We start from the raw sequence: 22,591 nt of genomic DNA on the forward strand, positions 1-22,591 counted from the left end.
TACGACCATTTTCGGTCACTACTGTAATAGCTACCAGTAAGCTCATAGTATGATAGTGAAAATTGATAATCCTGCATAAAATCATTCAGCTTCTTGAAAACATTGGTTTTATATATCATACGCCTATCTCGCTTAACAGTAACCCCTTAACTAATTTTTCTTCAATATCAAAAAAGAAATGTAAAAAGCAAAGGAATACGAATCCTTTGCTCTTTTATACTGGGAAGCTTTTATACAATTGTTTTATTTTCATAGATACTTCCGATGCACACTCTTCCCGTCATACGTGAACAGCACGGGTTTCTGCTCAATTTTCGTCTCCATGTGAACAGGACGACCCCAAAGATGATGAACGTACGGCAGCACCTTCTCCAGATACTTCACATCCAGTTCAATCCCTTCAAAGTTATGAACAAGATAGAGTTCTCCATTCTTCATATAATCTCCGTCGTTGACTGTGATGTATGGAAATCCTCCATTTACTCGCATACTAACGAGCTGATCGCGGACTTGCTCCCACTGTTTATCAACAATCTTGTATTCTTTCCCCTGTTTTTGAAACAGATACATATCTTCACGCTGAGCGAGATCTTTCGTTAGATAGTTTCTTATGAACGACATATCTGATTCCAGCTCACGCACCTCGAACATCTTTTCACGACCTGATCCAGGTTTAACACCTTGTCTGATCAACTCTTCATCTGGATTGTTGTAGCGTTCTTCAATATCCTTAAAAATTTGCAGCCCCAAATAATATGGGTTGATGGATGTCTTTGATGGCTGCACAACACCTGCATTTAATTTAGCAAACTCGATCGTCTCATGAGAGGTTAAGTCCATTTCTTGTAGAATTTTGGCGTGCCAATAAGATGCCCAGCCTTCGTTCATGATTTTTGTTTCAAGCTGCGGCCAGAAATAGAGCATCTCTTCACGCATCATCGATAAGATATCCCGCTGCCATTCCTCAAGTTCACGACTATATTGCTCGATGAAAAGAAGAAGATCCTTTTCTGGCTGAGGCGGAAAAGATTTTTTCTTTTTTGGTGCAAGTTTAGGGCCTTTTTTATTATCGATATTCCATAAATCATCATAAGGCGTTTCTTTCTTAGGAATGCTTTCATCCTCTTCTTCAAAATTATAGTTTAGTTTGTTCCTAACGATTGAAGGGTCGATGTGCTCTTGAATAGCCAGTATAGCATCTAAAAATTCTTCCACTTCTTTTTTTCCATAAAGGTGCTCGTATTGAGCTATCCTTTCAGCTGTAGCTGTCATGCACTCTACCATGTCTCTTCTTGTGTTTGAAAATCGGACATTGTTCTTAAAGAAGTCACAGTGTGCAAGAACATGTGCAATGATGAGTTTATTTTGTATCAAGGAATTTGTATCCAGCAAAAAGGCATAGCATGGATCCGAATTGATAACCAATTCATAGATTTTACTCAATCCCAAATCATATTGAAGCTTCATTTTATGAAACTGTTTTCCAAAACTCCAGTGCGAAAAACGAGTAGGCATTCCGTACGCACCAAAGGTATAAATAATATCTGCCGGACATATTTCATACCGCATAGGGTAAAAATCGAGGCCAAAGTGGTCTGCAATCTCAGTAATTTCTGTAATTGCTTTTTCGAGCTCTTTATTTTGCAAGTCCCAGTTCATGTTTTCCCCCTCCTGCTTTTTCCTTACTTTTAACTGTATGAAAGAAAAGGGACATTCATGAGAAAACATGACCGAAAAATGGACATGGTTTAAAATAAAGTTCTTGGAATTGTGGCTCTTAATCTATTAGGAATTGCACTTCATGTTAAAATTCTATAATTAGTTGTCATTTACTGGCGCTTTAAAAGAAGAAGTACCCCTGGAGGAATACTTCTTCCCTTTATTATTTAACTTGATATACATCCAGAACGCTTGGCCATCCGTAATATTCCTCGCTTGGTCTTGCTAATTTATCGATCCAAACCGTCTCTTTAGAAGCTGGGTTGCTCTTTTTCATCACCTTTGATTGGGTAGAATTTTCGAATGATCTAACCCAGACAACTTCTTGATTGGGTAATGTTTTTGGAAATTCATCTCTAGCACCAACCTCTGGCCATGTTAATCTTTTTGCGTTTCTCGTCGTTGTATCAACTAATGCCAGGAAGGGCTTTGATCTTTTTTCCACAGGTACTTCCCATCCCCATTCAATCTGCCTGCTTACTATAATTTCACGATTATTTCTCCAGGTGAAATCGCCATCGGCATATCCTTGGAAACCAAGATCGACTTCTTTTCCACTTCGTGAATCCCAAATCGTTAACCGTTTATTCTCAGAAACTAATCTTCCAATACCCTTAATATAAGCCAATCTTTCCGTATTTGGAGACCAATGAAACCAATTAGGGTTATTTAACATGTTTCCGATTATTTTTGTGGTTGATCCGTTTTTTGAAACAACCATTAATGTATTGCTGTCAGCTGACAGGGATGCAGTCGGGCATGCAACAAATGCAAAAACCTTATTTTTCATCCCCCACTTAAATGTTGTTGTTCCAATCGCAAAAAAGAATTCACTCATCGGAGGCAATGTCGTAATTTTTTTTACTTTTTTTAAATCACCTTTTGCATCTGCCGGTACCAAAAAAATTTGAACTGAAGTCCATCCATCTGGCTGCAGATTAGCTGAAGATGAAACAACAAATCCTTTGCTATCAGGAGTCCAGCTATAATTTCCCGCACCTAGTATGACATTCTCAAAAGTTGCGGTAGGCTTTGAAACATCAATTACATTAAGCACTTTCCCGCTTTTCCAAGCTAGTTTCTGACCTTCAGGTGACCACCTCGGCATTAAAACTTCACCGGTAAACACTTTTCTTTTTAAACGCGTTACTCGATTGTACACCCATAGCTCTTTGGTTCCACCCTCACCAACTAAATAACTGATATACATTGCATCACTAGAGAATTTCGGATGGGTCAGCTTTTTCCCTTCTACTAACCTTCTTTCCACATCACCGTCTTTTAGCCAAAGTCCATCTTCCCGAATAAAAGCAGCTTTTCCCTCGGCTGCTTTCGAATGGCTAGGCACATACATCATTACAAGTAACATGCTTATCAATAGAATGGTTAAACGTTTCAAATGATTCACCTCATTACTAACATGAACCAATTGAGGGAATTCATACAAAAAAAGCTCAGATCACTTTGGTTTCTGAACTTATCTATTTCATTATTCACTTGTTTCCGCAAAACGTTTAATGCGACTAGCGATCTCATCACGTACACGCTGGAACTCGCTCCACTCTTTTCCTGCAGGATCATCAAACCCCCAGTGTTCTCGCTTTTTATGAGTGGGTGTAGCTGGGCATACGTCATTCGCATGTCCACAAAGCGTTACAACTAGATCAGCTTTTTCTAACATATTCTTATCAATTACATCAGAAGTCTGTTTCGTAATATCGATATGAACTTCTTCCATTGCTTTAATCGCGTTTGGATTTACGCCATGCGCTTCTATGCCAGCAGAATATACGTCATATTTATCACTAAGATAGTGGCGTCCGAACCCTTCAGCCATCTGAGAGCGGCAAGAGTTTCCTGTGCAAAGGAAATAGATAATGGGTTTTGTCAAGTTTAAAACCTCCTAAGTAAAACTTCGTGACCATCATAATATAAGTGCATCCTTATATCAAGATTTGTTTATATATCTTTTGACATCGTATATAAACATATGGTTATATACTAATGAGGTGAAATCGATATGGAACTGGATCAATTAACGGAATGCTATAAAGCAATGGCAGACAAAACTCGTTTGAATATTTTAGCCCTGCTCCGTCACGAAGAATTGTGTGTTTGCGAGCTGGTTGAAATATTGAAGATGACACAACCTAGTATTTCACAGCATCTACGAAAATTAAAACAGGCTAAATTAGTGAAAGAAAGACGCAATAGTCAATGGATCTTCTACTCCATCGATGGTGAAATCTATCCATTTATAAAAGCAAACTTAGAAGCTCTTCCTGATATGACAGAAAAAATAGAGGAACTTAAACAATCGGGCAATAAGGTTTGCTGCTGATTTAGATTCAGGAGCAATTGGGGGAATGGTTATGGGCAGCATGGCGTTTACAGCATTTGCTGTATTTTTAGTTACAATAATATTCGTTATTTGGCAGCCGAGGGGTCTTTCGATCGGATGGTCTGCTACAATTGGTGCTGCAGTAGCACTTCTTTTAAAAGTCGTAAGTTTTGCTGATGTCTGGACCGTTACGGGAATCGTTTGGAACGCGACATTGGCATTTGTTGCAATCATCCTTATATCTATTATTTTAGATGAAATTGGTTTTTTTGAATGGTCTGCTCTTCATATGGCACGTATCGCTGGCGGCAGCGGTAAAAGGATGTTTACATATGTCATTTTGCTAGGAGCTGCTGTTTCCGCATTCTTTGCTAACGACGGTGCAGCTTTAATTCTGACACCCATCGTACTTGCTCAAGTCCGCGCACTTAACTTCAAAGAATCAATGGTTCTTCCTTTTATCATGGCGAGTGGATTTATCGCAGATACAACTTCTTTGCCGCTTGTGGTATCCAACTTAGTAAACATTGTTTCAGCTGATTTTTTTAACATCGGATTCGTTGAATACGCAAGCCGTATGATTATACCGAACTTCTTCTCTTTAATTGCGAGTATGCTTGTTCTGCTAATCTTTTTCGGTAAAGATATTCCTGAAAACTATGACCTTTCACAACTAAAACAACCTAAAGAAGCCATTCGTGATCAGAAGCTTTTTAAGCTATCATGGGTGATCCTTGCTGTTCTTTTAGCTGGTTATCTAACAAGTGAGTTTATCGGAATACCTGTATCATTTATTGCAGGAACTGCAGCGCTTATCTTTATTTTAGCTGCTCGTAAAAGTCCGGCCATCCATACGAAAAAAGTCATTAAGGATGCACCATGGACGGTGGTTGTATTTTCAATCGGTATGTATGTAGTTGTTTACGGCCTACGAAATGCAGGGCTTACTGATATGCTTGGAAACGTAATTCAAGTTATTGCAGACCAAGGATTATTTGCTGCGACGATCGGTATGGGCTTTATTGCAGCGATTCTTTCATCGGTAATGAATAACATGCCGACAGTAATGATTGATGCTTTAGCTATTCAAGGCACAGAAACTTCTGGTGTCATTCGCGAAGCATTAATTTACGCAAACGTTATCGGTTCAGACCTTGGACCAAAGATTACTCCTATTGGGTCATTAGCAACCCTTTTATGGCTGCACGTTTTATCTAAAAAGGGTGTAAAAATTACATGGGGCTATTACTTTAAGATTGGTATTCTTTTAACTTTTCCGACTTTGTTCATAACTTTAACTGGCCTATATTTAAGGCTGTTGCTTCTATCATAAAAAAGGAGAGTGTCAATCATGATCCAGCGTATGCATGTTGCTGTTAACTGTACAAATTTAAAGAAATCACTTGAGTTTTATAAAAATTTCTTCGGGCAAGAACCAGCAAAAGTAAGAGAAAACTATGCAAAATTCGAGATCGATGAACCTGGACTTCACTTTTCTCTGAATGTGCGTCCCTTCGAAAAAGAAGGCGTGCTGAACCATTTAGGTTTCCAAGTAAATAACACAGAAGACGTACTTGCTATGGGTGGACGTCTTCGCAGTGCAGGTCTGTTATTAATAGATAAGATGGACACGACATGCTGTTATGCCGTTCAAGATAAGGTATGGGTTCATGACCCCGACGGAAATGCTTGGGAGATTTTCTATACGAAAGAAGACTCTGAGTTTGAATCGGCTGGAGATGCACGCGATCTGTCACTTTGCTGTGCTCCGCCACAAAAACCGCAAACGATTCAACTTGGTTTTACAAAAAAATAGATTTTCACATAGAGCTGACTCAAAAAGGTAAAAAGCATCTTTTTGATGTCGGCTTTTTAATGTCTGTGAATGTTTTCAAAGATGAAAGTACCCTTTTTTTATCATGCCATATTTTTCAGCATCAAAATTCAGTTTTCCAGTATTTTTTGAGCTTGTATATCGTAAAAAGAAAAACTCCTCTCCTTATTAGGTTCAATTTGGTTCAAATTCGCTCTTACAAACTGATTTTCCAGTATACCGCGTAGGGTATTATCAGTAGTAAGGCAAGATGAATCCACGAAAAATAGTGCTTAATCAACGAAATTTTGGTCTCAATCCATAAATTCCTACCGTTTATCCACGAGTTTTAGACTCATATCCACGAGCCTTCATTTTTCGACACATTTCGACTCCCTCTCTCTTAACGAATCGCACCGAACCTATTCATTATTGGATTAATAAAGAAGTGACTATTCTTGGACAATCCCGCATATTATCTAGTAAACACAACGGACAGGGATGATTGCCATGTGGAGACGTACTGTAGCAATCTTTTTGGGCAGCGTGCTGCTCGGCATCGGAATTAATGGATTTATTGTCCCTTATCATTTACTTGACGGCGGGATGATTGGTATCAGTCTTCTCGTAAAATATGTGTGGGGCTATAAGGTGGGGTTAACCCTGATTTTATTAAGCATCCCCATCTATCTCCTTGCGTGGAAACTCGAACGCAGATATTTTATAAACAGCATTCATGGTCTGCTCGTCTCTTCTTTGATCATTGATCTCTTAAGTCCCTTAAGAGGGATGTTCTCTGTTTCAATTATTGAGAGTTCTGTAATTGGCGGTCTGTTTATCGGAACGGGCATCGGGTGGATGCTGAGACATGAAACAAGTACAGGAGGAACGGATCTGCTGGCTTTATTCGTATCACGCTGGCTTTCTATCAATGTCGGCATGGTCATTTTTTTGATCGATGCTGCTGTTATATTAGCAGGGCTTTATGTGATGGGAGAAGGGATTTTATTTTATTCCCTCGTTACGATTCTTTCAGTAGGGTTTGCAACGATGACAATGACACTGATCCGGTCGATTCAATTTTATAGGAGCACATAAAAAAAAGAGCCCGAAGTAGGCTCCTTTTTGGTTTATTTAATTTTATTCATACAAGCAACCATTGTTATTTTAGAATATCTAACCATATTTTAATTGATGTTGCAACAATAAGTGCTGCTAAAATGAATTGAAGAATTTTTGTATTCACTTTTTTACCAAATTGAGCTCCGAGTGGAGATGCGATTAGACTCGCAAATACCATAATTACAGCCGGCCATAACAACACTTGACCTGTTGTAATCTTTCCAATCGTTGCACCTATGGAAGAAATAAATGTGATAGCCAGTGAAGTTGCGATCGTCATCCTTGTTGGTATCTTAAGGACAACAAGCATAATAGGAACAAGGATAAAGGCACCTGCTGCACCTACTATACCTGCTGCTACACCGACGATAAATGCTAGTGCCGCTGCAAGCCATTTATTAAACTTAACTTGATCTAACGGAATGTCATCAATGCCCTTCTTAGGAATAAGCATCATAACTGCTGCAATTGTAGCTAATACGGCGTACACAATATTGATTTGAGCTTCTGTCATAGCCTGTGATCCATATCCGCCTATAAAACTCCCTAAAAGAATAGCCGAACCCATATAGATAATAAGAGTCCTGTTCAAATAACCGCCTTTACGATAAGCCCATACGCCACCTATCGTAGCAAAGAATACTTGAACAGCACTTATACCTGAAACTTCATGAGCGGTGTATGCTGTGAAGCCTAGCATCGCTGGAATATATAGAAGCATCGGATACTTGATAATCGATCCGCCGATGCCTACCATTCCGGATATAAAAGAACCTATAAAGCCAATAAGAAAAATCGTTAGTATGAATCCTAATTCCATGACTTCACCTCCCATGACTGTCTTTGATTAGATAAATAAGTTGATCTTAGATTCATCTGCATCAGCAAGATAAGAGGCTACACCCGCATAGTCTAAACCATCAATAAGTTCCTCTTTCGTAATACCCATAACATCCATTGACATTGTACAAGCAACCATCTTCACATCTAGGTCTTGAGCCATTTCGATTAATTCTTTAAGTGTTACGATATTTTTCTTTTTCATCGTATACTTCATCATTTTTCCGCCCAGGCCGCCATAGTTCATTTTAGATATACCAAGCTTTTCTGGTCCTCTTGGCATCATTTTTGCAAACATTTTATCCATAAATGTTTTCTTCACATTTACGTATTCTTCTTTTCTTAAGATGTTTAATCCCCAGAATGTAAAGAACATCGTTACTTGTTTCCCCATAGCAGCTGCACCTGTTGCGATAATAAAACTTGCCATCGCTTTATCAAGGTCACCGCTGAATACGACCATAGTTGATTTATCTTGTGTTTGTTCCATTTTTTGTTATCCTCCTCTTTTACACCCCAATATCTATACCGCTATAGGTATTGGGGTGTTTAAAATTTTTTTGATTTACCCTTTTTTAATCCAGAACTTGAATACGCCGTCTTCTTCTTTATGGTCTAAAAGTTCATGACCAGATGATTTTGACCAAGCTGATAAGTCATTTACTGCACCTTTATCAGTTGCTAGTACTTCTAAGATGTCTCCGCTAGCAAGACCATCCATAGCTTTTTTTGTTTTAACGATTGGCATTGGGCAAGATAACCCTTTAGTGTCTAAAGTTTGTTTTACGTTCATTTGAAGAACCTCCTAGTAGTTTTCAGTTTTATTTTTGTTTTATTTACTCAGTGATTGCACAGCGGTTTGGACCAATTTCCATCTCGCGTTGTTCGTCAGATGATGGATCAATTTTCCCCATGTTAGTCTGACGAATCTCTTGATAAGCATTAGGCTGTGGCGGTAAGTTTTCCGTTACTGCTCTGCGGAATTCATCATCGCTTTCAATGTTTAGCCCTTCGTTCTTTTCAAACAGTTCGCCTAGAGACGCTTGAACAGCACCTTTTTCATCAAGCTCGCTGATTTTACCAAAGTGAGCTGGCAAGACAACTAGATCTTTTGATAGATTGTTGTATTTGTTGTATAAAGAATCACGCAGATCGCTTACCCAGTCCTCAGCTTTGCCAGCAAGGTCTGGACGTCCGATTGAATCAACAAACAAGATATCTCCAGAAAGCAAGTATTGTCCGTCAACGATCATAGAAGTACTTCCGATCGTATGGCCTGGCGTATAAAGCGGTTGAATTTCGATCTTTGTATGACCGATCGTAATGTCTTTGCCTTCTTCTAACGCTTCATAAGAGAACGTTACTTCTTCAGCATCTTTCGGAGGCAGCCAGTACGTTGCGTTCGTTTTTTCTGCAAGACGGCGTCCGCCAGAAATGTGGTCAGCATGAAGATGAGTATCAATCATATGCTTAATTTCCAGATGGTTTTCTTTAGCAAAATCTTCATAAGCTTCAACTGTACGAGCAGAATCGATGATTGCTGCTTCGCCGTTTGATTCAACAAGGTAAGAAAGGCATCCTTTACCGATACGGTTGAACTGATAGATAGAGCCGCCATCCTTTAAGTCGCCGATCTTAACTGGCATCAAGTATTCGCTCCAAGCTTTCATACCGCCTTCAAGGTAATAAACATCATTAATTCCTGCTTCCTCAAGCATCTCCGCTACCATTACAGAAGACCCTTCTTTCGCACAAACCACTAATACTTCTTCTTTTGGCAGTTGTTCCAATATATCCTCAACACCATCAATAAGATCAAAATACGGACGGTTGATGGTCTTTATACCTTTACCTTCGATTTTCCAATTTTTAAAATCACTTTCATTTCGAACATCTAGAATAAATAGTTTTCCATCCACAACATGCTTTGCGATTGTTTTTGCTGTTAATGCTTTTACCATCACTAATACCTCCCTAGGTATATATTTTGCTAAAATTTTTTAATAAACTTTAACTGGCCCAGTCCATTCTGACATTCCGGGCAATACATTTTTGACACGTTTAAAACCTTTTTCAGATAAAAGTTGTGCAGCCATATCACTTCTAGAGCCTGTACGGCAAATCACATGGATTTCTTTGTTCTTATCAAGTGTGTCTAATTTGCTTTCAAGTTCTCCTAAAGGAATAGATACTGCCCCAGGTATTCGTTCGAACTCGTATTCTGCGGGTTCTCTTACATCAAGCAGAATCATGTCATCTTTATACTTAGCTAAGGCTTTTTCTAATTCATCGTTTTGAATCGTATGCTCAAATTTCACTGCCTCTTTTACTTCACCGGGGTTTGATTTCCTTAGGTAGTGCATAAGAACGTCTCCCTCTTCTTTTGTACCTAAATATTGGTTTCCTGTGTTTCTCGCCCACCCTTGAATATCTGCTAATGAACCTTTATCAGTTGCCTGAACTTCAATGACCTGACCCGCTTCTAGCTGATCCATCGCTTTTTTCGTACGTACAATTGGCATCGGACAAGAAAGTCCTTTACAGTCTAAAACTTGATCTACTTTAATTCCCATTTGTTCAAACCTCCATATATTCTTTATTTCACTTCGCCATCCCAGTTAAGCATGCCACCAGTCATGTTAACAACCTTGAAGTTGTTAGCAGCTAAAACGCCGCATGCCTTTTCACTTCGTTTACCAGACCGGCAAACCATGATGTATTCTTTTGTTGGATCGAATTCATTCAATCGGTAAGGAACTTCACCGAGCGGGATATGTTTAGCGCCCGGTATCATTCCTTGTGCAACTTCATCGTTTTCACGAACATCAATTATATTTAACTGATTTTCGTCTTTCATTAAACGATTAACTTCTTGTGGTTCAATAGTTTTAAAAGACACGGTTTATTCCCCTTTCTCATATAAGGTAAAGCATTTAATACTAATACCCGTATAGGTATATAAGAAACTAAAAAAATCACCTTCGCTTCACTCTAATACCTATAGGGGTATACTAAGTGATAAAAGAAAATCTGTCAACAGACGATGCTTATGACAGACTTTAACGGCTTCTTACTAGAAGCTGTACAGCTTCCTTTACAAGGTCGGAGTTCATTTTTTCCCCATTTTCCATTTGTTCACGTAAACATTGTTCAAGATTCGTGCCGACAATTAACCCAATGGTACGATCTATAGCTGTTCGTGAAGCGGATAGCTGTGTTATAACGTCTTTACAATCTTGCTCTTCTTCTAACATACGCAAGACACCACGAATTTGTCCTTCTATTCTTTTCAAACGATTTTTCATTTCTTGTGTGTATTCCATAACAGCACCTCCTCAACAATACCTATAGGGGTATATTACACCTATCTGCTATTAATGTCAAACGTTTGTCTCAAATATAATGAAATTGGCTATAGGTATCACCTACAGCCAACCCTTCTTATTATTGTGCTACCTTTTGCATTCTTTCATGAACCAAATCCATGACTGCTTGCTTTAAAGAAGCTAATGCTTGGACAGCCTTCTCGTTTGATGCAGCATGTACGCCGAAATAGAACTTAATTTTCGGCTCAGTCCCTGAGGGTCTCACACAGAACCATGAACCATCAGATAATTTATATTTAAGTACATTTGATTTCGGAAGATGAATATCTTCACTCGTATCAGCTTCTATCGTATATCGGATACTTGCTTGATAATCTTCCGTAACAGCCAGCTTTTGGCCATTTATTTCAAGCGGCATATCGGCTCTGAATCCAGAAAGCAGGTTCACGATCTGCTCAGCACCAGATTTTCCTTTAAGCGTTAAGGATTCAAGTCCTTCCTTGTAATAACCGTACTTTTCATAAACATCAGTCAGGGCATCATAAAGCGTCTTCCCTTGCTTCTTATAGTATGCAGCCATTTCTGCACCCATTAAGCATGTTTGTACGGCATCTTTATCTCGTACAAAGTCACCAATTAAAGAACCATAGCTCTCTTCGTAACCAAAAAGGAAAGAATGTTCTCCGCTCTTCTCATATTGCTTAATCTTCTCACCGATAAATTTAAATCCTGTTAATGTATCTTCACACGTTATCCTGTAAGCTTCAGCTATAATACGGCCCAATTCTGAGGTTACGATGGTCTTAAAAACGATACCCTTTGAGCAAAGGCTGCCTTTTTCTTCACGCTGAGAAAGAATGTATTCCAGCATGAGAGCTCCTGTTTGGTTACCCGTTAAGATCTCATATTCCCCATCATTATTTTTCACTGCAATCCCTACTCTGTCTGCATCTGGATCAGTCGCCATGAGGATTTCAGCATCGTTTTCTTTACCATACTGAATAGCTAGTTCAAATGCAGCATGTTCTTCAGGGTTCGGCGATTTGACTGTAGAGAAATTTGGATCTGGTTGCTCTTGCTCACTGACAACTGTTACATTCGTAAACCCAAGCTGTTTGAGTCCTTCTCTTACAGGTACATTCGCAGTTCCATGAAGCGGAGTAAATACAATGCTTAAGTCATGCATCTCTTGAATAACATCACGGTTTAAACTGATCTTCGTCAACTGCTTCATATAAGCTTGATCGATCTCATCACCAATGACTTCAATCAAACCGGAACTTCTTAATTCATCTTCAGTCTTAACCTCGATTAAAAGCTCATCCTCGACTGCATTTACTTTTTGGATGACTTCATCCGCTTCTTTAGGCGGTAGCTGTCCTCCATCAGGTCCGTACACTTTATACCCATTATATTCTGGAGGATTGTGACTCGCAGTGATAACAATCCCGCTATATGCTTTTAAATATCGAACAGCAAAAGAAAGTTCAGGAGTAGGTCTTAAGCTTTCAAAAACGTAGGCCTGTACACCGTTTGATGCTAAGGTCTTTGCAGCTTCCATCGCAAATTCAGGTGATTGATGTCTTGAATCATAAGCGATTACGACGCCGCGTTTTTGTGCCTTTTCACCTTGCTCGATTATATAATTCGCTAATCCGAGCGATGCTTTACGAACCGTATAAGTGTTCATTCGGTTCGTACCAGGACCAATCTCCCCGCGCATTCCACCTGTCCCAAATTCTAAGTTCTTATAGAAACAGTCTTCAAGTGCTGTCCTGTTATCTTTAATTCCTTCTAGTGCAGTTTTTAAAGAATGCTCAAGTGCTTCATGCTGAATCCATCTCTCATAGGTTTTCTCCCAGGACATTGTACTGCCTCCTTTTTCTTTTGAAGCTGATTAAATAATAGGTTTTCTTTAATTTCGATTTCCATCGATTATTTCCTGCTTTATCTACTAAATACGGCCTTTATTATACCGTTTTCAGCATAAAAAATAAAACCCTTCTATATTTCCGACACGATTCGTTCTATTTCCCGAGAAATAGAAAAAATGCGGCAAGCTATATAGCCTGCCGCATTACTTATTTATTCTTATCTTTTTGAACCACACTGTACAAATCAAGTCTTCTATCTCTTAGAAGCGTAACACTTCCTGTTTTACGCTGCCTTCTTAGAATTTCAAGATCGACGTCACCTACTACTACCGTTTCTATATTCGGATGGCATTCTCCGACTATACCGTCTCTTGGGAAAGAAAAGTCAGAAGGTGTGAAGATACCAGACTGGGCATATTGAATGTCCATATTTTCTACCTGAGACAGGTTTCCTACGGTACCCGCAATCGCTGTATAAATTTCATTTTCAATCGCACGAGCTTGAGAACAGTAACGAACTCGCAGGTATCCTTGCCGGTCTTCTGTACAAAACGGAGTGAAAATAATTTTAGCGCCTTGATCGGTAACGATACGTGATAGTTCTGGGAACTCAATATCGTAACAAATCAGGATGGCAATCTTACCGCAATCTGTATCAAATACTTGTACTTTATCTCCAGCAGAGATTCCCCACCATTTACGCTCATTCGGTGTGATGTGAAGTTTATATTGCTTATCGATTGTACCGTCTCTTCTAAACAGATACGCTACATTGTATATATCGCCATCTTCTTCAACGAAATGCGAGCCGCCGATGATGTTCACGTTATATCTAACAGCAAGATTCGTGAACAATTCGATATACTGCTCGGTGAATTCGGTTAATTTACGGATCGCCAAGCTCGGGCTCTTTTCTTCACAGAACGATAAAAGCTGTGTTGTAAGCAATTCAGGGAAAACGGCAAAATCTGAACCTTGATCAGAAGCAACATCCGTATAATACTCCACTTGAGTCGCAAAATCTTCGAATGAATCGATAGATTTCATGGCGTATTGGATCGTTGTGATTCGGACGGGTTCACTTGTTTTAAAATATTTTTTCGTTTTATTCGGAATGTAATCCACATTGTTCCATTCCATTAAGGTGGCATAAGCTTTTGATTGCTTATCATCTGGCAGATAGCTTTTATTCAAACGCATGATGGTAAAACCATTCATCAGCTGGAAGGTTAGAACAGGATCATAAATATTATGCTGGATGACTTCACGAACATATTCCCTCGGAGTCATTTCCTTTGAATATTTATGATAGTTCGGAATCCTCCCTCCAAGAATTATACTTTTTAGATTTTTTTGTTCAGCTAGCTCTTTACGTGCTTCATAAAGTCTAGCTCCAATTTTCATTCGGCGGTATTCTGGATGGACCATCACTTCAATTCCATACAAATTGAATCCTTCAGGATCATGGTTGGTGATATATCCGTTATCTGTGATATCGTCCCATGTATGCTTATCATCATATTCATCGAAGTTCACCATAAGGCTTGAACAGCTTCCAACAATTTTCCCTTCATACGTTACACAAAATTGACCTTCAGGAAATATTCGGAGGTGACTCTCCAGCTGATCCCGCTTCCAAGGTTCCATGTTTTCAGGGAAGCATATTTTTTGAAGTTCTAAGATCTCATCAATATCTTCAAATTCTATATTTCTAAGCTCTATCTTTTTCTCAAATTTTGAAACATCAATCTCGCTCATCTATTCCACTCCTCTAACCTGCTTTACTTATTTCCAATTCTTCATTCGCTCATAAAGAGAACCCGTATATAATTCCAGTTCATTCCCGTCACGATCTAGAAAGTTAATCGTCCAACCGCCGCCTCGCTCAATTGGTCCCCTCGTTATGGTTACTTGCTTTTCCTTAAGGTACTCAGTTGCTTTGTTAAAGTCTTCTTTAACAATCGAAAAAGCAAAATGGTCTACACCGATTTGATTCTTTTGTTTAGGTTTTGCCTTTTGGATTTCCATTAGGCATATCCATACTCCACTAATGTCTAAGTATACATCTGTATTCCCTTTATGCACGATTTTTGCACCTAATATTTCTTGATAAAAATGCGTGGCTTTTTTTAAATCTGAAACTTTTATTGTAATATGATTAATTCCTTGAACATTAATCATGATGTTCGTTGTTCAGTAAGCTGAATAAGTGCCTCAAGTTCAAGCTCTGCGATCGACTCCATTTGATGATCAACTTCGTCAAACTGCATATGCTTTGTAACAGGGTTCGGAATGACAACACAATAGAGTCCTGCTTTTTTGGCAGCGATCGAACCGTTCACTGAGTCTTCAAACGCAATTGCTTCTTCTGGTTTAACACCTAGTTCTTTAATTGTTTTCGTGTACAGACTAGGATCTGGTTTAACCATTTCTACATCATCCGCTGTTTTGATTACCTCGAAATAATGAGCGAGACCAATTCTTTCTAAATGCTCGATTACCCATTTACGAGAAGAGCTCGATGCCAGCCCTATTTTTAAACCTAACTCTTTTGCAGCTCTTAAGTAGTTTTCTATACCAGGGAGCGGTTTTTGTTCTTTAATTAAGGCTAATGCACGTTCTGTTTTCTTAGTCCTTAACTCATCATGATTTAGCTTTTTATTGATTTGTTTTTCTAAGTATTCATAAGGGTTGAATTTCGAATGAGTTCCGATATATTGACCCCACACTTCTAAAGGCAACTCACTTCCGTGTTCGTTAAACATCTCTTGAAAGGCATAGTAATGTTGTGTCTCCGTATCTAAAATGGTGCCGTCAAAATCAAAGACTAGTGCTTTAATCATTGCTAACCATCCTAACCGCTTTTTTATTTATTTTCTTAAACTTTTTAGAAAGACGCAAGAAAACAGAATTAGTCGGTTAATGAAGCGCATTCGTTCGGAACATAATTTTCTTTCCGTTGCTTGTTGCGATAATCGCTCCTAGTTGATCTGTTCTATACACAGTCATCTTTCTGTTGTTCAACCTATATAGGACTTCTTTAGAGGGAAATTGATAGGGATTGTGTTTACCGACAGAGATAACAGCTGTTTTGGCTTTTACCTTTTTTAAGAACTCCATGGAGGTTCCAGTGTTGGCACCGTGATGACCGATCTTGATAACATCCGCCTTTATGCCACCGCGGCTCATAATTTCTTTTTCTTCTTCTGCACCTGCATCAGCCATCAGCAAAAAGTTCTTCTTACCGTGCTGGATCTTTATAACGGCTGAATAATCATTGATATGTTTATAGTAAGATCCTCTGGGTGCAAGCATTTCTACCTTTACCGAAAATCCCATTTTAAAATGAACGCCAGCCTTTGCACGGTCTACTGGAATTTGCTTCTCATTAATCACACGGAAAAGATCATGATAGTATTTTGTATCATATGGCAGGTTCGGCATGTACAATACACTGACAGGAAATTCACGGATCACATCATCTAATGAACCGATATGGTCATGGTGCGGGTGACTGGCTACGACAATATCTAAACGGGTGATGCCTTCTCGTTTCAAATAAGTAATAATTTCTTCTGCATCATGTTCATCGCCACCGTCGATCAGCATCGTTTGTCCGTTGGGTGCTTCTACTAATATACAGTCCGCTTGCCCAACATCTAAGAAATGTATTTTCAATGGATCAAACCAGTCGGCATGTACAGGCTTTCCTGGTATAAACATCCATACGAGGATGAAGCAGAGAACTGAAGCCGCTGATTTGTTAAATTTGTTCAAACTTCACACCCCTTTCGGTCAAATTGGTCACGTCAAAAAAACTTACCATTAGTTATATGTAATTAAATGTGTTTCAACAACAAAACCCGCTATCCAATACATGGATGGCGGGCGGCTGCATTATGTGGTGACTTCGCTTTTTTTGAAGAAACTCTTCATGGCATGATAAACATCTGCTTTTTCTTTTAAAATATAATGGCTGAATTTCGGATTATCCATATTTTTATATACACTCATTAACGTGGAATGGCGGTTATAAGCATTCACTTCTCCGTATCCAAACATATTGGAGTGTTCCATAATCTGCTGTACCAGCTTTACACATCTTGCATTGTCACTTGTGAGATTGTCACCATCGGAAAAATGGAACGGGTAGATATTATAGCGGCTAGAAGAGTACTTCGTCTCAATAAGTTCCAGCGCTTTTCGGTAAGCCGATGAACAAATCGTTCCACCGCTCTCTCCCTTGTTAAAAAAGTCTTCTTCCGACACTACTTTCGCTTCTGTATGGTGTGCAATAAATTCGATTTCTACTTTTTCATATTTAGACCGCAAAAAGCGCGTCATCCAGAAAAAGAAACTTCTCGCCATGTACTTTTCCCATATGCCCATCGAACCTGATGTATCCATCATAGCAAGAACTACGGCTTTTGATTCTGGCTTTACGACTTCGTTCCATGTTTTAAATCGTAAATCATCATTATGGATAGGAGCGACACTTGGTTTTCCTACTAGTGCATTTCGTTTGAATGCCGTTAGTATGGTTCGTTTTTTATCAACATTACCCATGAGGCCTTTTTTGCGTACGTCATTAAACTCAATTTTTTCTAAAACGATCTGGTCTTGTTCTTTTTGTTTGAGATTTGGCAGTTCCAGCTCTTTAAAAAGCATTTCTTCGAGTTCCAAAATAGAAACTTCTGCTTCTGCATAATCCACACCTGGTTTATCACCAGCTGGACCTTTCCCTTTTCCTGCACCGTTCTGTCCGGCACGTCCATCTCTGGCTACTACGTCCCCCACCTGGCTATCTCCGTCACCTTGGCCTACGTGCTTGTTTTTGTCGTAGTTGTATCGGATTTTGTATTCATCCATGGAACGGATTGGAATTTTAATCACATCACGCCCATTGGATAAAATGATATTTTCTTCGCTTATCAAATCCGGCAAGTTGTTTTTAATGGCTTCCTGCACTTTTTCCATATGCCTTTGATGATCTTGATATCCTTTTCGGTGGAGGGACCAATTTTCCTGGGACACAACAAAATTGTTCTTATTCTGTTCTTTCATCGTTTTCCCCTCCAGAGCAGCAAGAATCAATGCTGCTTTTCTTGATCAACCCGGGGCATATCCTGTTTCCTTTTAATCACTTTTTGTTAGAAAAAAGGGTTGGTTACTCTATCTTATGCAAGTACTCACTAGAATTGCTAAACTTTCGCGATAAAAAAGCCCCCTTTTCCAAAATCGAAAAGAGAGCTCGTTCATTATTTTTCATATTCCTTTTTTTCATGTTGTAGGGGATCAGGTGTCTTGCCGCTTTTACGGACTTCTTCGTTAGATGAAACATGTTCCATCACTTTTCCGTGTTCTTTCATTTCATTAAAATTTGATGCCATTGAACTGTTTTTTCTTTTAGGTACTTCTTTAACTGATTTTGTCATAGGGATTCACCTCTTACTGAAATTTTCCCCATTTATTCCTTTTTAAAACCATTAAAAACTCTCATTTCATTTACTGGCCAATACCGAATATTGGCTTCTCCTATAATATCCTTCATTTCAATGAAACCAATATGCCGACTGTCTATACTATGAAGCCTGTTATCACCAAGGACAAATATCTTTCCTTTTGGAACGGTATCGTAGCCTGTGATTTCTTCAAGAGTAAAATTTCCAGTTAGTGTACGGTTGCCGGCAAATCTTTTAAATTCTTTAAGATAAGGCTCATCCACTGGCTTATTGTTGATATAAAGTTTGTCATCCTTATATGCGATATGGTCACCTGGCAAGCCGATCACTCGTTTAATATAATCTTCTTTCGGATTAGCTTTAAAGACGATAAGATCGAATCGCTCTGGGCTTCCGATCTCATAGCCGATCTTGTTTACGATAAGGCGATTACCATTTTGGATTGTAGGCATCATCGACTCTCCATAAACGACATACTGCTCAATCAAAAACTTTTTTATAATAATAGCGAGAATAAGTGCAATTCCAATGGCTTTAATCCAATCTAGGAGTCCATTCTTTTCTTTTCGAGCCGAGCTCATACAGCTCACTTCCTTTAGTTAGCTTATTAGTATCAATTTACCATTTTTAAGTTAGTAAAGACAAGTTCATTATTTTTAAAATAAAAATGAATGTATAATATTCCTTTTAAACCACTTTAGTTTTCCCTATTTTAGTCTAAAAAAACACACCCTAAAAGACCTTATTGGTGTCTTAGGGTGTGTTCTGCTTTTTATCGATTCAGCAGGCTTCCAACATAGCGCAATAGTTCGTTGGCACTAGTTGTATTATAGCCATGCTCATCGACAAGACGAGCGATTACTTCATTAATCTTTTTCAATTGGGATTCGTCAGGTGTCTTTGACGAGGTTGTAATCTTGACCACATCTTTTAGATCTGCAAATAGTTTCTTCTGGATGGCTTCTCTCAATCGTTCATGTGAATTATAATCAAACTTTTTCCCTTTTCTCGCATACGCGGAGATCCGAATCAATATTTCTTCACGGAATGCTTTCTTCGCATTTTCAGAGATTCCAATCTGTTCTTCGATCGATCTCATCAGCTTTTCATCAGGACTCATCTCTTCCCCAGTGAGGGGGTCACGAAGCTTATTCTTATTGCAATAGGCTTCAACATTATCTAAATAGTTATCCATTAGGGTTTTAGCTGATTCTTCATACGAATACACGAATGCTTTTTGAACTTCTTTTTTCGCAATATCATCGTATTCTTTACGTGCAGCTGAGATAAAGTTGATATACCGCTCTTTGTCTTCCTTGGAGATGGAAGCATGATGATCGAGTCCATCTTTTAGTGAACGTAATACATCTAAAGCATTGATCGAAGGTGTATCTTTACGAATAATGGCAGAAGAAATTCGGTTAATCACATAACGCGGATCGATGCCAGACATTCCTTCATCCGGAAACTCTTTCTTTAGTTCTTCGAGATCCACATGATTAAAGCCTTCAACAACCTCACCATCATACAGTCTCATCTTTTTAAGAAGATCCATCCCTTGTTTCTTGGAATCTTTTAATCGGGTCAGTACTGAGAAAGTCGCGGCTACCCTCAATGCGTGAGGGGCAATATGAACATGTGACATATCACTCTCACTGATCATTTTTGCATATATTTTCTCTTCCTCTGAAACTTTTAGATTATAAGGGACACCCATAACAATGATACGAGAATGCAACGCTTCGTTCTTTTTATTCGAAATAAATGATCGGTACTCAGATTCGTTCGTGTGAGCCACAATTAATTCATCTGCTGAAATTAATGCGAATCTGCCAGCTTTAAAGTTACCCTCTTGTGTAAGAGAAAGAAGATGCCATAAGAACTTTTCATCACATTTCAGCATCTCCTGGAACTCCATCATCCCTCGGTTCGCTTTGTTCAGTTCTCCATCAAACCGATATGCCCGCGGATCTGATTCTGAACCATATTCCGCAATGGTTGAGAAGTCAATACTTCCTGTTAAATCTGCAATATCCTGTGATTTTGGATCAGATGGACTGAACGTTCCGATACCTGTACGTTTATCTTCTGAGAAGAATATTCTTTCAACCATCACATCTTCAATTCTGTTGTCATACTCGTGTTCTAGCCTCATTGTATTTAATGGAGATAAGCTTCCTTCAATACGAATGCCATACTCTTCATAAAAGTCTTTTCTAAGATGCTGCGGAATCAGATGCAGCGGATCTTCATGCATTGGACAGCCTTTTATTGCATACACGGCTCCTTCTGGTGTTTTTGTGTACTTTTCCAAACCTCTTTTTAACATCGTTACAAGAGTGGATTTACCACCCGATACAGGACCCATCAACAACAATATACGTTTACGGACATCAAGGCGTTTAGCGGCTGGGTGAAAATACTCTTCAACAAGTCTTTCAATCGATTCTTCTAGTCCGAAAATCTGATCGCTGAAAAAATGATAAATCTTTTGACCATTTTTTTCTGAAATTCCAGCATCTTTAATCATGTTGTATACTCTTGAATGCGCGGACTGGGCTACAAATGGCCGATCACGTAAAATATCAAGGTATTCAGCGAAGGTACCTTCCCAGGCTAGACGCTGTTCTTCTTCTCGATGATGTTGGATTTTTGATAAAATATCCATGAGTACCTCCTTGATTGTTTTGGCTCCATCAAGTGTTAATCTACTCTATGCAAGGATGTCCGTAATCATTCTGTTTGAATAGTGATTTTTATTTGAAAAAAGTGTAATTCTTATAAACTTGTTTTATTGTGAAATGTTTACCAAAATTAGATTGAACATTAAAAAAGAGAAAGGAAGTGATCCATAATAGAATTGCTACCCATTTCATCAAAAAATTCAAAAAATCTTTACTTGTTAACTGCTTCCGGTGGCCTTGCAAAAAGCATTTTATAGAAAAAATGGTTATGAAGTAAATGAAAATAGAATCATTATGAAGAAGAAAATATAGAAGTAAGAATCTCATATAACAAACAAAAAACCCTGCTGCTAGTTAAAGCAACAGGGTTTTACTTGATAAGATATGAATCAAACTTCACAAAAGTAAAATAATTCCTTACTTAATTTGAATAATCCCACGTAAAACAAGATTATTCCTTGCTTAATTCGAAAAATCCCACGTTAAATGAGAAATAACCACGAGTCGACATCTTCCGACATAAACAATCACTGAGACTAGACGATTATGTAATCGGTGTTCAATAAAAACTCTGATCCCCCTCAATTTGTAAACTTTCGCAGAAATACATTCACATGAAAACCGTTTTCATTTATAATGGGGGGAGAGATTGGAAAGAATAATACTACTTTCAAAGGAGGAGTTCAGATGGATTTTATCCTCATCCTACTCGTGATGCTCGCCTTCCTGACTGCAATCTTTACAGCAGGCTATAACGACCGTCCTGGAAAAAACTAATCCATAATACATATGGAAGCAAAAACGTCCCTTTCTGATAAGGACGTTTTTTTACTTTCCCTGATTTACTTTATTAGCCCGCTCTCAACAAGCTTCAATCATCTATTTTAAATCTCTAAAATCTTGCTGGCGTAGTGCCTCATAAATTAGGATCGCAGCTGTGTTCGATAGGTTCAATGAACGAATATGTTCGTTCATCGGAATGCGCAAACATCGATCCATGTTAGCATCGATAACTTCCCTCGGCAATCCCTTCGTTTCTTTTCCAAAAACAAAGAAGACGTCCTTCTCAGCATCTGAATAATCGAAATCAGAATAGGTCTGTTCCCCGAATTTTGTTATATAATAAAACTCGCCATCGGAATATTCCTTATAAAAAGCATCCAATGAGTCATGGTGATGGATTTTAACGTGCTCCCAATAATCGAGACCGGCACGCTTTAAATATTTATCTTCCAACGAAAACCCCAATGGATGGATGAGATGCAAATGGGTACTAGTACCCGCACAAGTTCGTGCGATATTTCCTGTATTCGCAGGAATCAGTGGTTCAAATAAAACAACATGAATAGCCAAAAAGCTCACCTCAAAAACATTATTCCAACAAGTACTTATTATAGCACTTTTTTAGGA

24 protein-coding genes are annotated in these 22,591 nt (G+C 38.6%); 4 read left to right on the plus strand and 20 right to left on the minus strand.

Annotation, left to right across the window (positions count from 1 at the left end; translation table 11 throughout):
• Nucleotides 1-249 precede the first annotated feature (249 nt).
• From M3206_RS04330 to arsC, 3 genes are all read right to left on the minus strand, one after another.
• Complete coding sequence (locus M3206_RS04330; RefSeq protein ID WP_251311274.1) at nucleotides 250-1,659, minus strand: SpoVR family protein; 1,410 nt, start codon at nucleotides 1,657-1,659, stop codon at nucleotides 250-252.
• Between the two features lie 223 nt (nucleotides 1,660-1,882).
• Nucleotides 1,883-3,118, minus strand: coding sequence for a TolB family protein (locus M3206_RS04335; RefSeq protein ID WP_251311275.1), 1,236 nt, complete (start codon nucleotides 3,116-3,118; stop codon nucleotides 1,883-1,885).
• 90 nt (nucleotides 3,119-3,208) lie between these two features.
• On the minus strand, nucleotides 3,209-3,610 hold the full coding sequence (gene arsC, locus M3206_RS04340; protein WP_285876713.1) for an arsenate reductase (thioredoxin): 402 nt from the start codon (nucleotides 3,608-3,610) through the stop codon (nucleotides 3,209-3,211).
• Nucleotides 3,611-3,739: 129 nt separating this feature from the next.
• Between arsC and M3206_RS04345 the strand changes: the two genes are divergently transcribed.
• From M3206_RS04345 to M3206_RS04360, 4 genes are all read left to right on the plus strand, one after another.
• Nucleotides 3,740-4,060, plus strand: coding sequence for an ArsR/SmtB family transcription factor (locus M3206_RS04345; protein ID WP_251311276.1), 321 nt, complete (start codon nucleotides 3,740-3,742; stop codon nucleotides 4,058-4,060).
• A gap of 40 nt (nucleotides 4,061-4,100) precedes the next feature.
• Nucleotides 4,101-5,393, plus strand: coding sequence for an arsenic transporter (locus tag M3206_RS04350; RefSeq protein WP_251311314.1), 1,293 nt, complete (start codon nucleotides 4,101-4,103; stop codon nucleotides 5,391-5,393).
• Nucleotides 5,394-5,411: 18 nt separating this feature from the next.
• A complete protein-coding gene (locus tag M3206_RS04355; RefSeq protein ID WP_251311277.1) occupies nucleotides 5,412-5,876 on the plus strand; it encodes an ArsI/CadI family heavy metal resistance metalloenzyme in 465 nt (154 codons plus the stop codon).
• Nucleotides 5,877-6,383: 507 nt separating this feature from the next.
• Nucleotides 6,384-6,971 (plus strand): YitT family protein, encoded by a 588-nt coding sequence (locus M3206_RS04360; protein ID WP_251311278.1) that lies wholly within the window; start codon nucleotides 6,384-6,386, stop codon nucleotides 6,969-6,971.
• A 64-nt stretch (nucleotides 6,972-7,035) separates the two neighbouring features.
• Here M3206_RS04360 and M3206_RS04365 read toward each other — a convergent pair whose 3' ends face one another.
• From M3206_RS04365 to trmL, 17 genes are all read right to left on the minus strand, one after another.
• Nucleotides 7,036-7,815 (minus strand): sulfite exporter TauE/SafE family protein, encoded by a 780-nt coding sequence (locus M3206_RS04365; RefSeq protein ID WP_251311279.1) that lies wholly within the window; start codon nucleotides 7,813-7,815, stop codon nucleotides 7,036-7,038.
• Nucleotides 7,816-7,842: 27 nt separating this feature from the next.
• Nucleotides 7,843-8,325 carry a DsrE/DsrF/DrsH-like family protein gene (locus M3206_RS04370; RefSeq protein WP_251311280.1) on the minus strand — a complete coding sequence of 161 codons (483 nt, stop codon included), beginning with the start codon at nucleotides 8,323-8,325 and terminating at the stop codon, nucleotides 7,843-7,845.
• A gap of 75 nt (nucleotides 8,326-8,400) precedes the next feature.
• Nucleotides 8,401-8,628: a sulfurtransferase TusA family protein gene (locus M3206_RS04375; RefSeq protein ID WP_251311281.1), complete on the minus strand. Its 228-nt coding sequence runs from the start codon at nucleotides 8,626-8,628 to the stop codon at nucleotides 8,401-8,403.
• Nucleotides 8,629-8,671: 43 nt separating this feature from the next.
• Nucleotides 8,672-9,799 (minus strand): MBL fold metallo-hydrolase, encoded by a 1,128-nt coding sequence (locus tag M3206_RS04380; protein ID WP_251311282.1) that lies wholly within the window; start codon nucleotides 9,797-9,799, stop codon nucleotides 8,672-8,674.
• A 36-nt stretch (nucleotides 9,800-9,835) separates the two neighbouring features.
• Entirely contained in the window at nucleotides 9,836-10,408 is a 573-nt protein-coding gene (locus tag M3206_RS04385; protein ID WP_251311283.1) for a sulfurtransferase TusA family protein, read from the minus strand.
• A gap of 23 nt (nucleotides 10,409-10,431) precedes the next feature.
• Entirely contained in the window at nucleotides 10,432-10,734 is a 303-nt protein-coding gene (locus M3206_RS04390) for a rhodanese-like domain-containing protein (RefSeq protein WP_349773992.1), read from the minus strand.
• Nucleotides 10,735-10,894: 160 nt separating this feature from the next.
• Nucleotides 10,895-11,158 (minus strand): metal-sensitive transcriptional regulator, encoded by a 264-nt coding sequence (locus M3206_RS04395; protein WP_251311284.1) that lies wholly within the window; start codon nucleotides 11,156-11,158, stop codon nucleotides 10,895-10,897.
• A 121-nt stretch (nucleotides 11,159-11,279) separates the two neighbouring features.
• Complete coding sequence (locus tag M3206_RS04400) at nucleotides 11,280-13,028, minus strand: phospho-sugar mutase (protein WP_251311285.1); 1,749 nt, start codon at nucleotides 13,026-13,028, stop codon at nucleotides 11,280-11,282.
• Nucleotides 13,029-13,242: 214 nt separating this feature from the next.
• The gene (locus tag M3206_RS04405) at nucleotides 13,243-14,793 is read right to left on the minus strand and encodes a bifunctional GNAT family N-acetyltransferase/carbon-nitrogen hydrolase family protein (RefSeq protein WP_251311286.1); all 1,551 of its coding nucleotides are present in this window, start codon (nucleotides 14,791-14,793) and stop codon (nucleotides 13,243-13,245) included.
• 27 nt (nucleotides 14,794-14,820) lie between these two features.
• Complete coding sequence (locus M3206_RS04410) at nucleotides 14,821-15,213, minus strand: VOC family protein (RefSeq protein WP_251311316.1); 393 nt, start codon at nucleotides 15,211-15,213, stop codon at nucleotides 14,821-14,823.
• Nucleotides 15,213-15,878: an HAD family hydrolase gene (locus M3206_RS04415; RefSeq protein WP_251311287.1), complete on the minus strand. Its 666-nt coding sequence runs from the start codon at nucleotides 15,876-15,878 to the stop codon at nucleotides 15,213-15,215. The genes M3206_RS04410 and M3206_RS04415 overlap by 1 nt, the downstream gene beginning before the upstream one ends.
• Nucleotides 15,879-15,954: 76 nt before the next feature.
• On the minus strand, nucleotides 15,955-16,812 hold the full coding sequence (locus M3206_RS04420; RefSeq protein ID WP_251311288.1) for a ComEC/Rec2 family competence protein: 858 nt from the start codon (nucleotides 16,810-16,812) through the stop codon (nucleotides 15,955-15,957).
• Nucleotides 16,813-16,932: 120 nt separating this feature from the next.
• On the minus strand, nucleotides 16,933-18,099 hold the full coding sequence (gene yhbH / locus M3206_RS04425; protein WP_251311289.1) for a sporulation protein YhbH: 1,167 nt from the start codon (nucleotides 18,097-18,099) through the stop codon (nucleotides 16,933-16,935).
• A 194-nt stretch (nucleotides 18,100-18,293) separates the two neighbouring features.
• Nucleotides 18,294-18,470, minus strand: coding sequence for a hypothetical protein (locus tag M3206_RS04430; RefSeq protein ID WP_251311290.1), 177 nt, complete (start codon nucleotides 18,468-18,470; stop codon nucleotides 18,294-18,296).
• A 32-nt stretch (nucleotides 18,471-18,502) separates the two neighbouring features.
• Complete coding sequence (lepB, locus tag M3206_RS04435; RefSeq protein ID WP_251311291.1) at nucleotides 18,503-19,078, minus strand: signal peptidase I; 576 nt, start codon at nucleotides 19,076-19,078, stop codon at nucleotides 18,503-18,505.
• Between the two features lie 191 nt (nucleotides 19,079-19,269).
• Nucleotides 19,270-21,165: a PrkA family serine protein kinase gene (locus M3206_RS04440; protein ID WP_251311292.1), complete on the minus strand. Its 1,896-nt coding sequence runs from the start codon at nucleotides 21,163-21,165 to the stop codon at nucleotides 19,270-19,272.
• An 895-nt stretch (nucleotides 21,166-22,060) separates the two neighbouring features.
• Nucleotides 22,061-22,534 carry a tRNA (uridine(34)/cytosine(34)/5-carboxymethylaminomethyluridine(34)-2'-O)-methyltransferase TrmL gene (trmL, locus tag M3206_RS04445; protein ID WP_251311293.1) on the minus strand — a complete coding sequence of 158 codons (474 nt, stop codon included), beginning with the start codon at nucleotides 22,532-22,534 and terminating at the stop codon, nucleotides 22,061-22,063.
• Nucleotides 22,535-22,591: the final 57 nt, after the last annotated feature.

Source organism: Fictibacillus phosphorivorans, assembly GCF_023715845.1.
GTDB classification, from domain to species: domain Bacteria; phylum Bacillota; class Bacilli; order Bacillales; family Fictibacillaceae; genus Fictibacillus; species Fictibacillus phosphorivorans_D.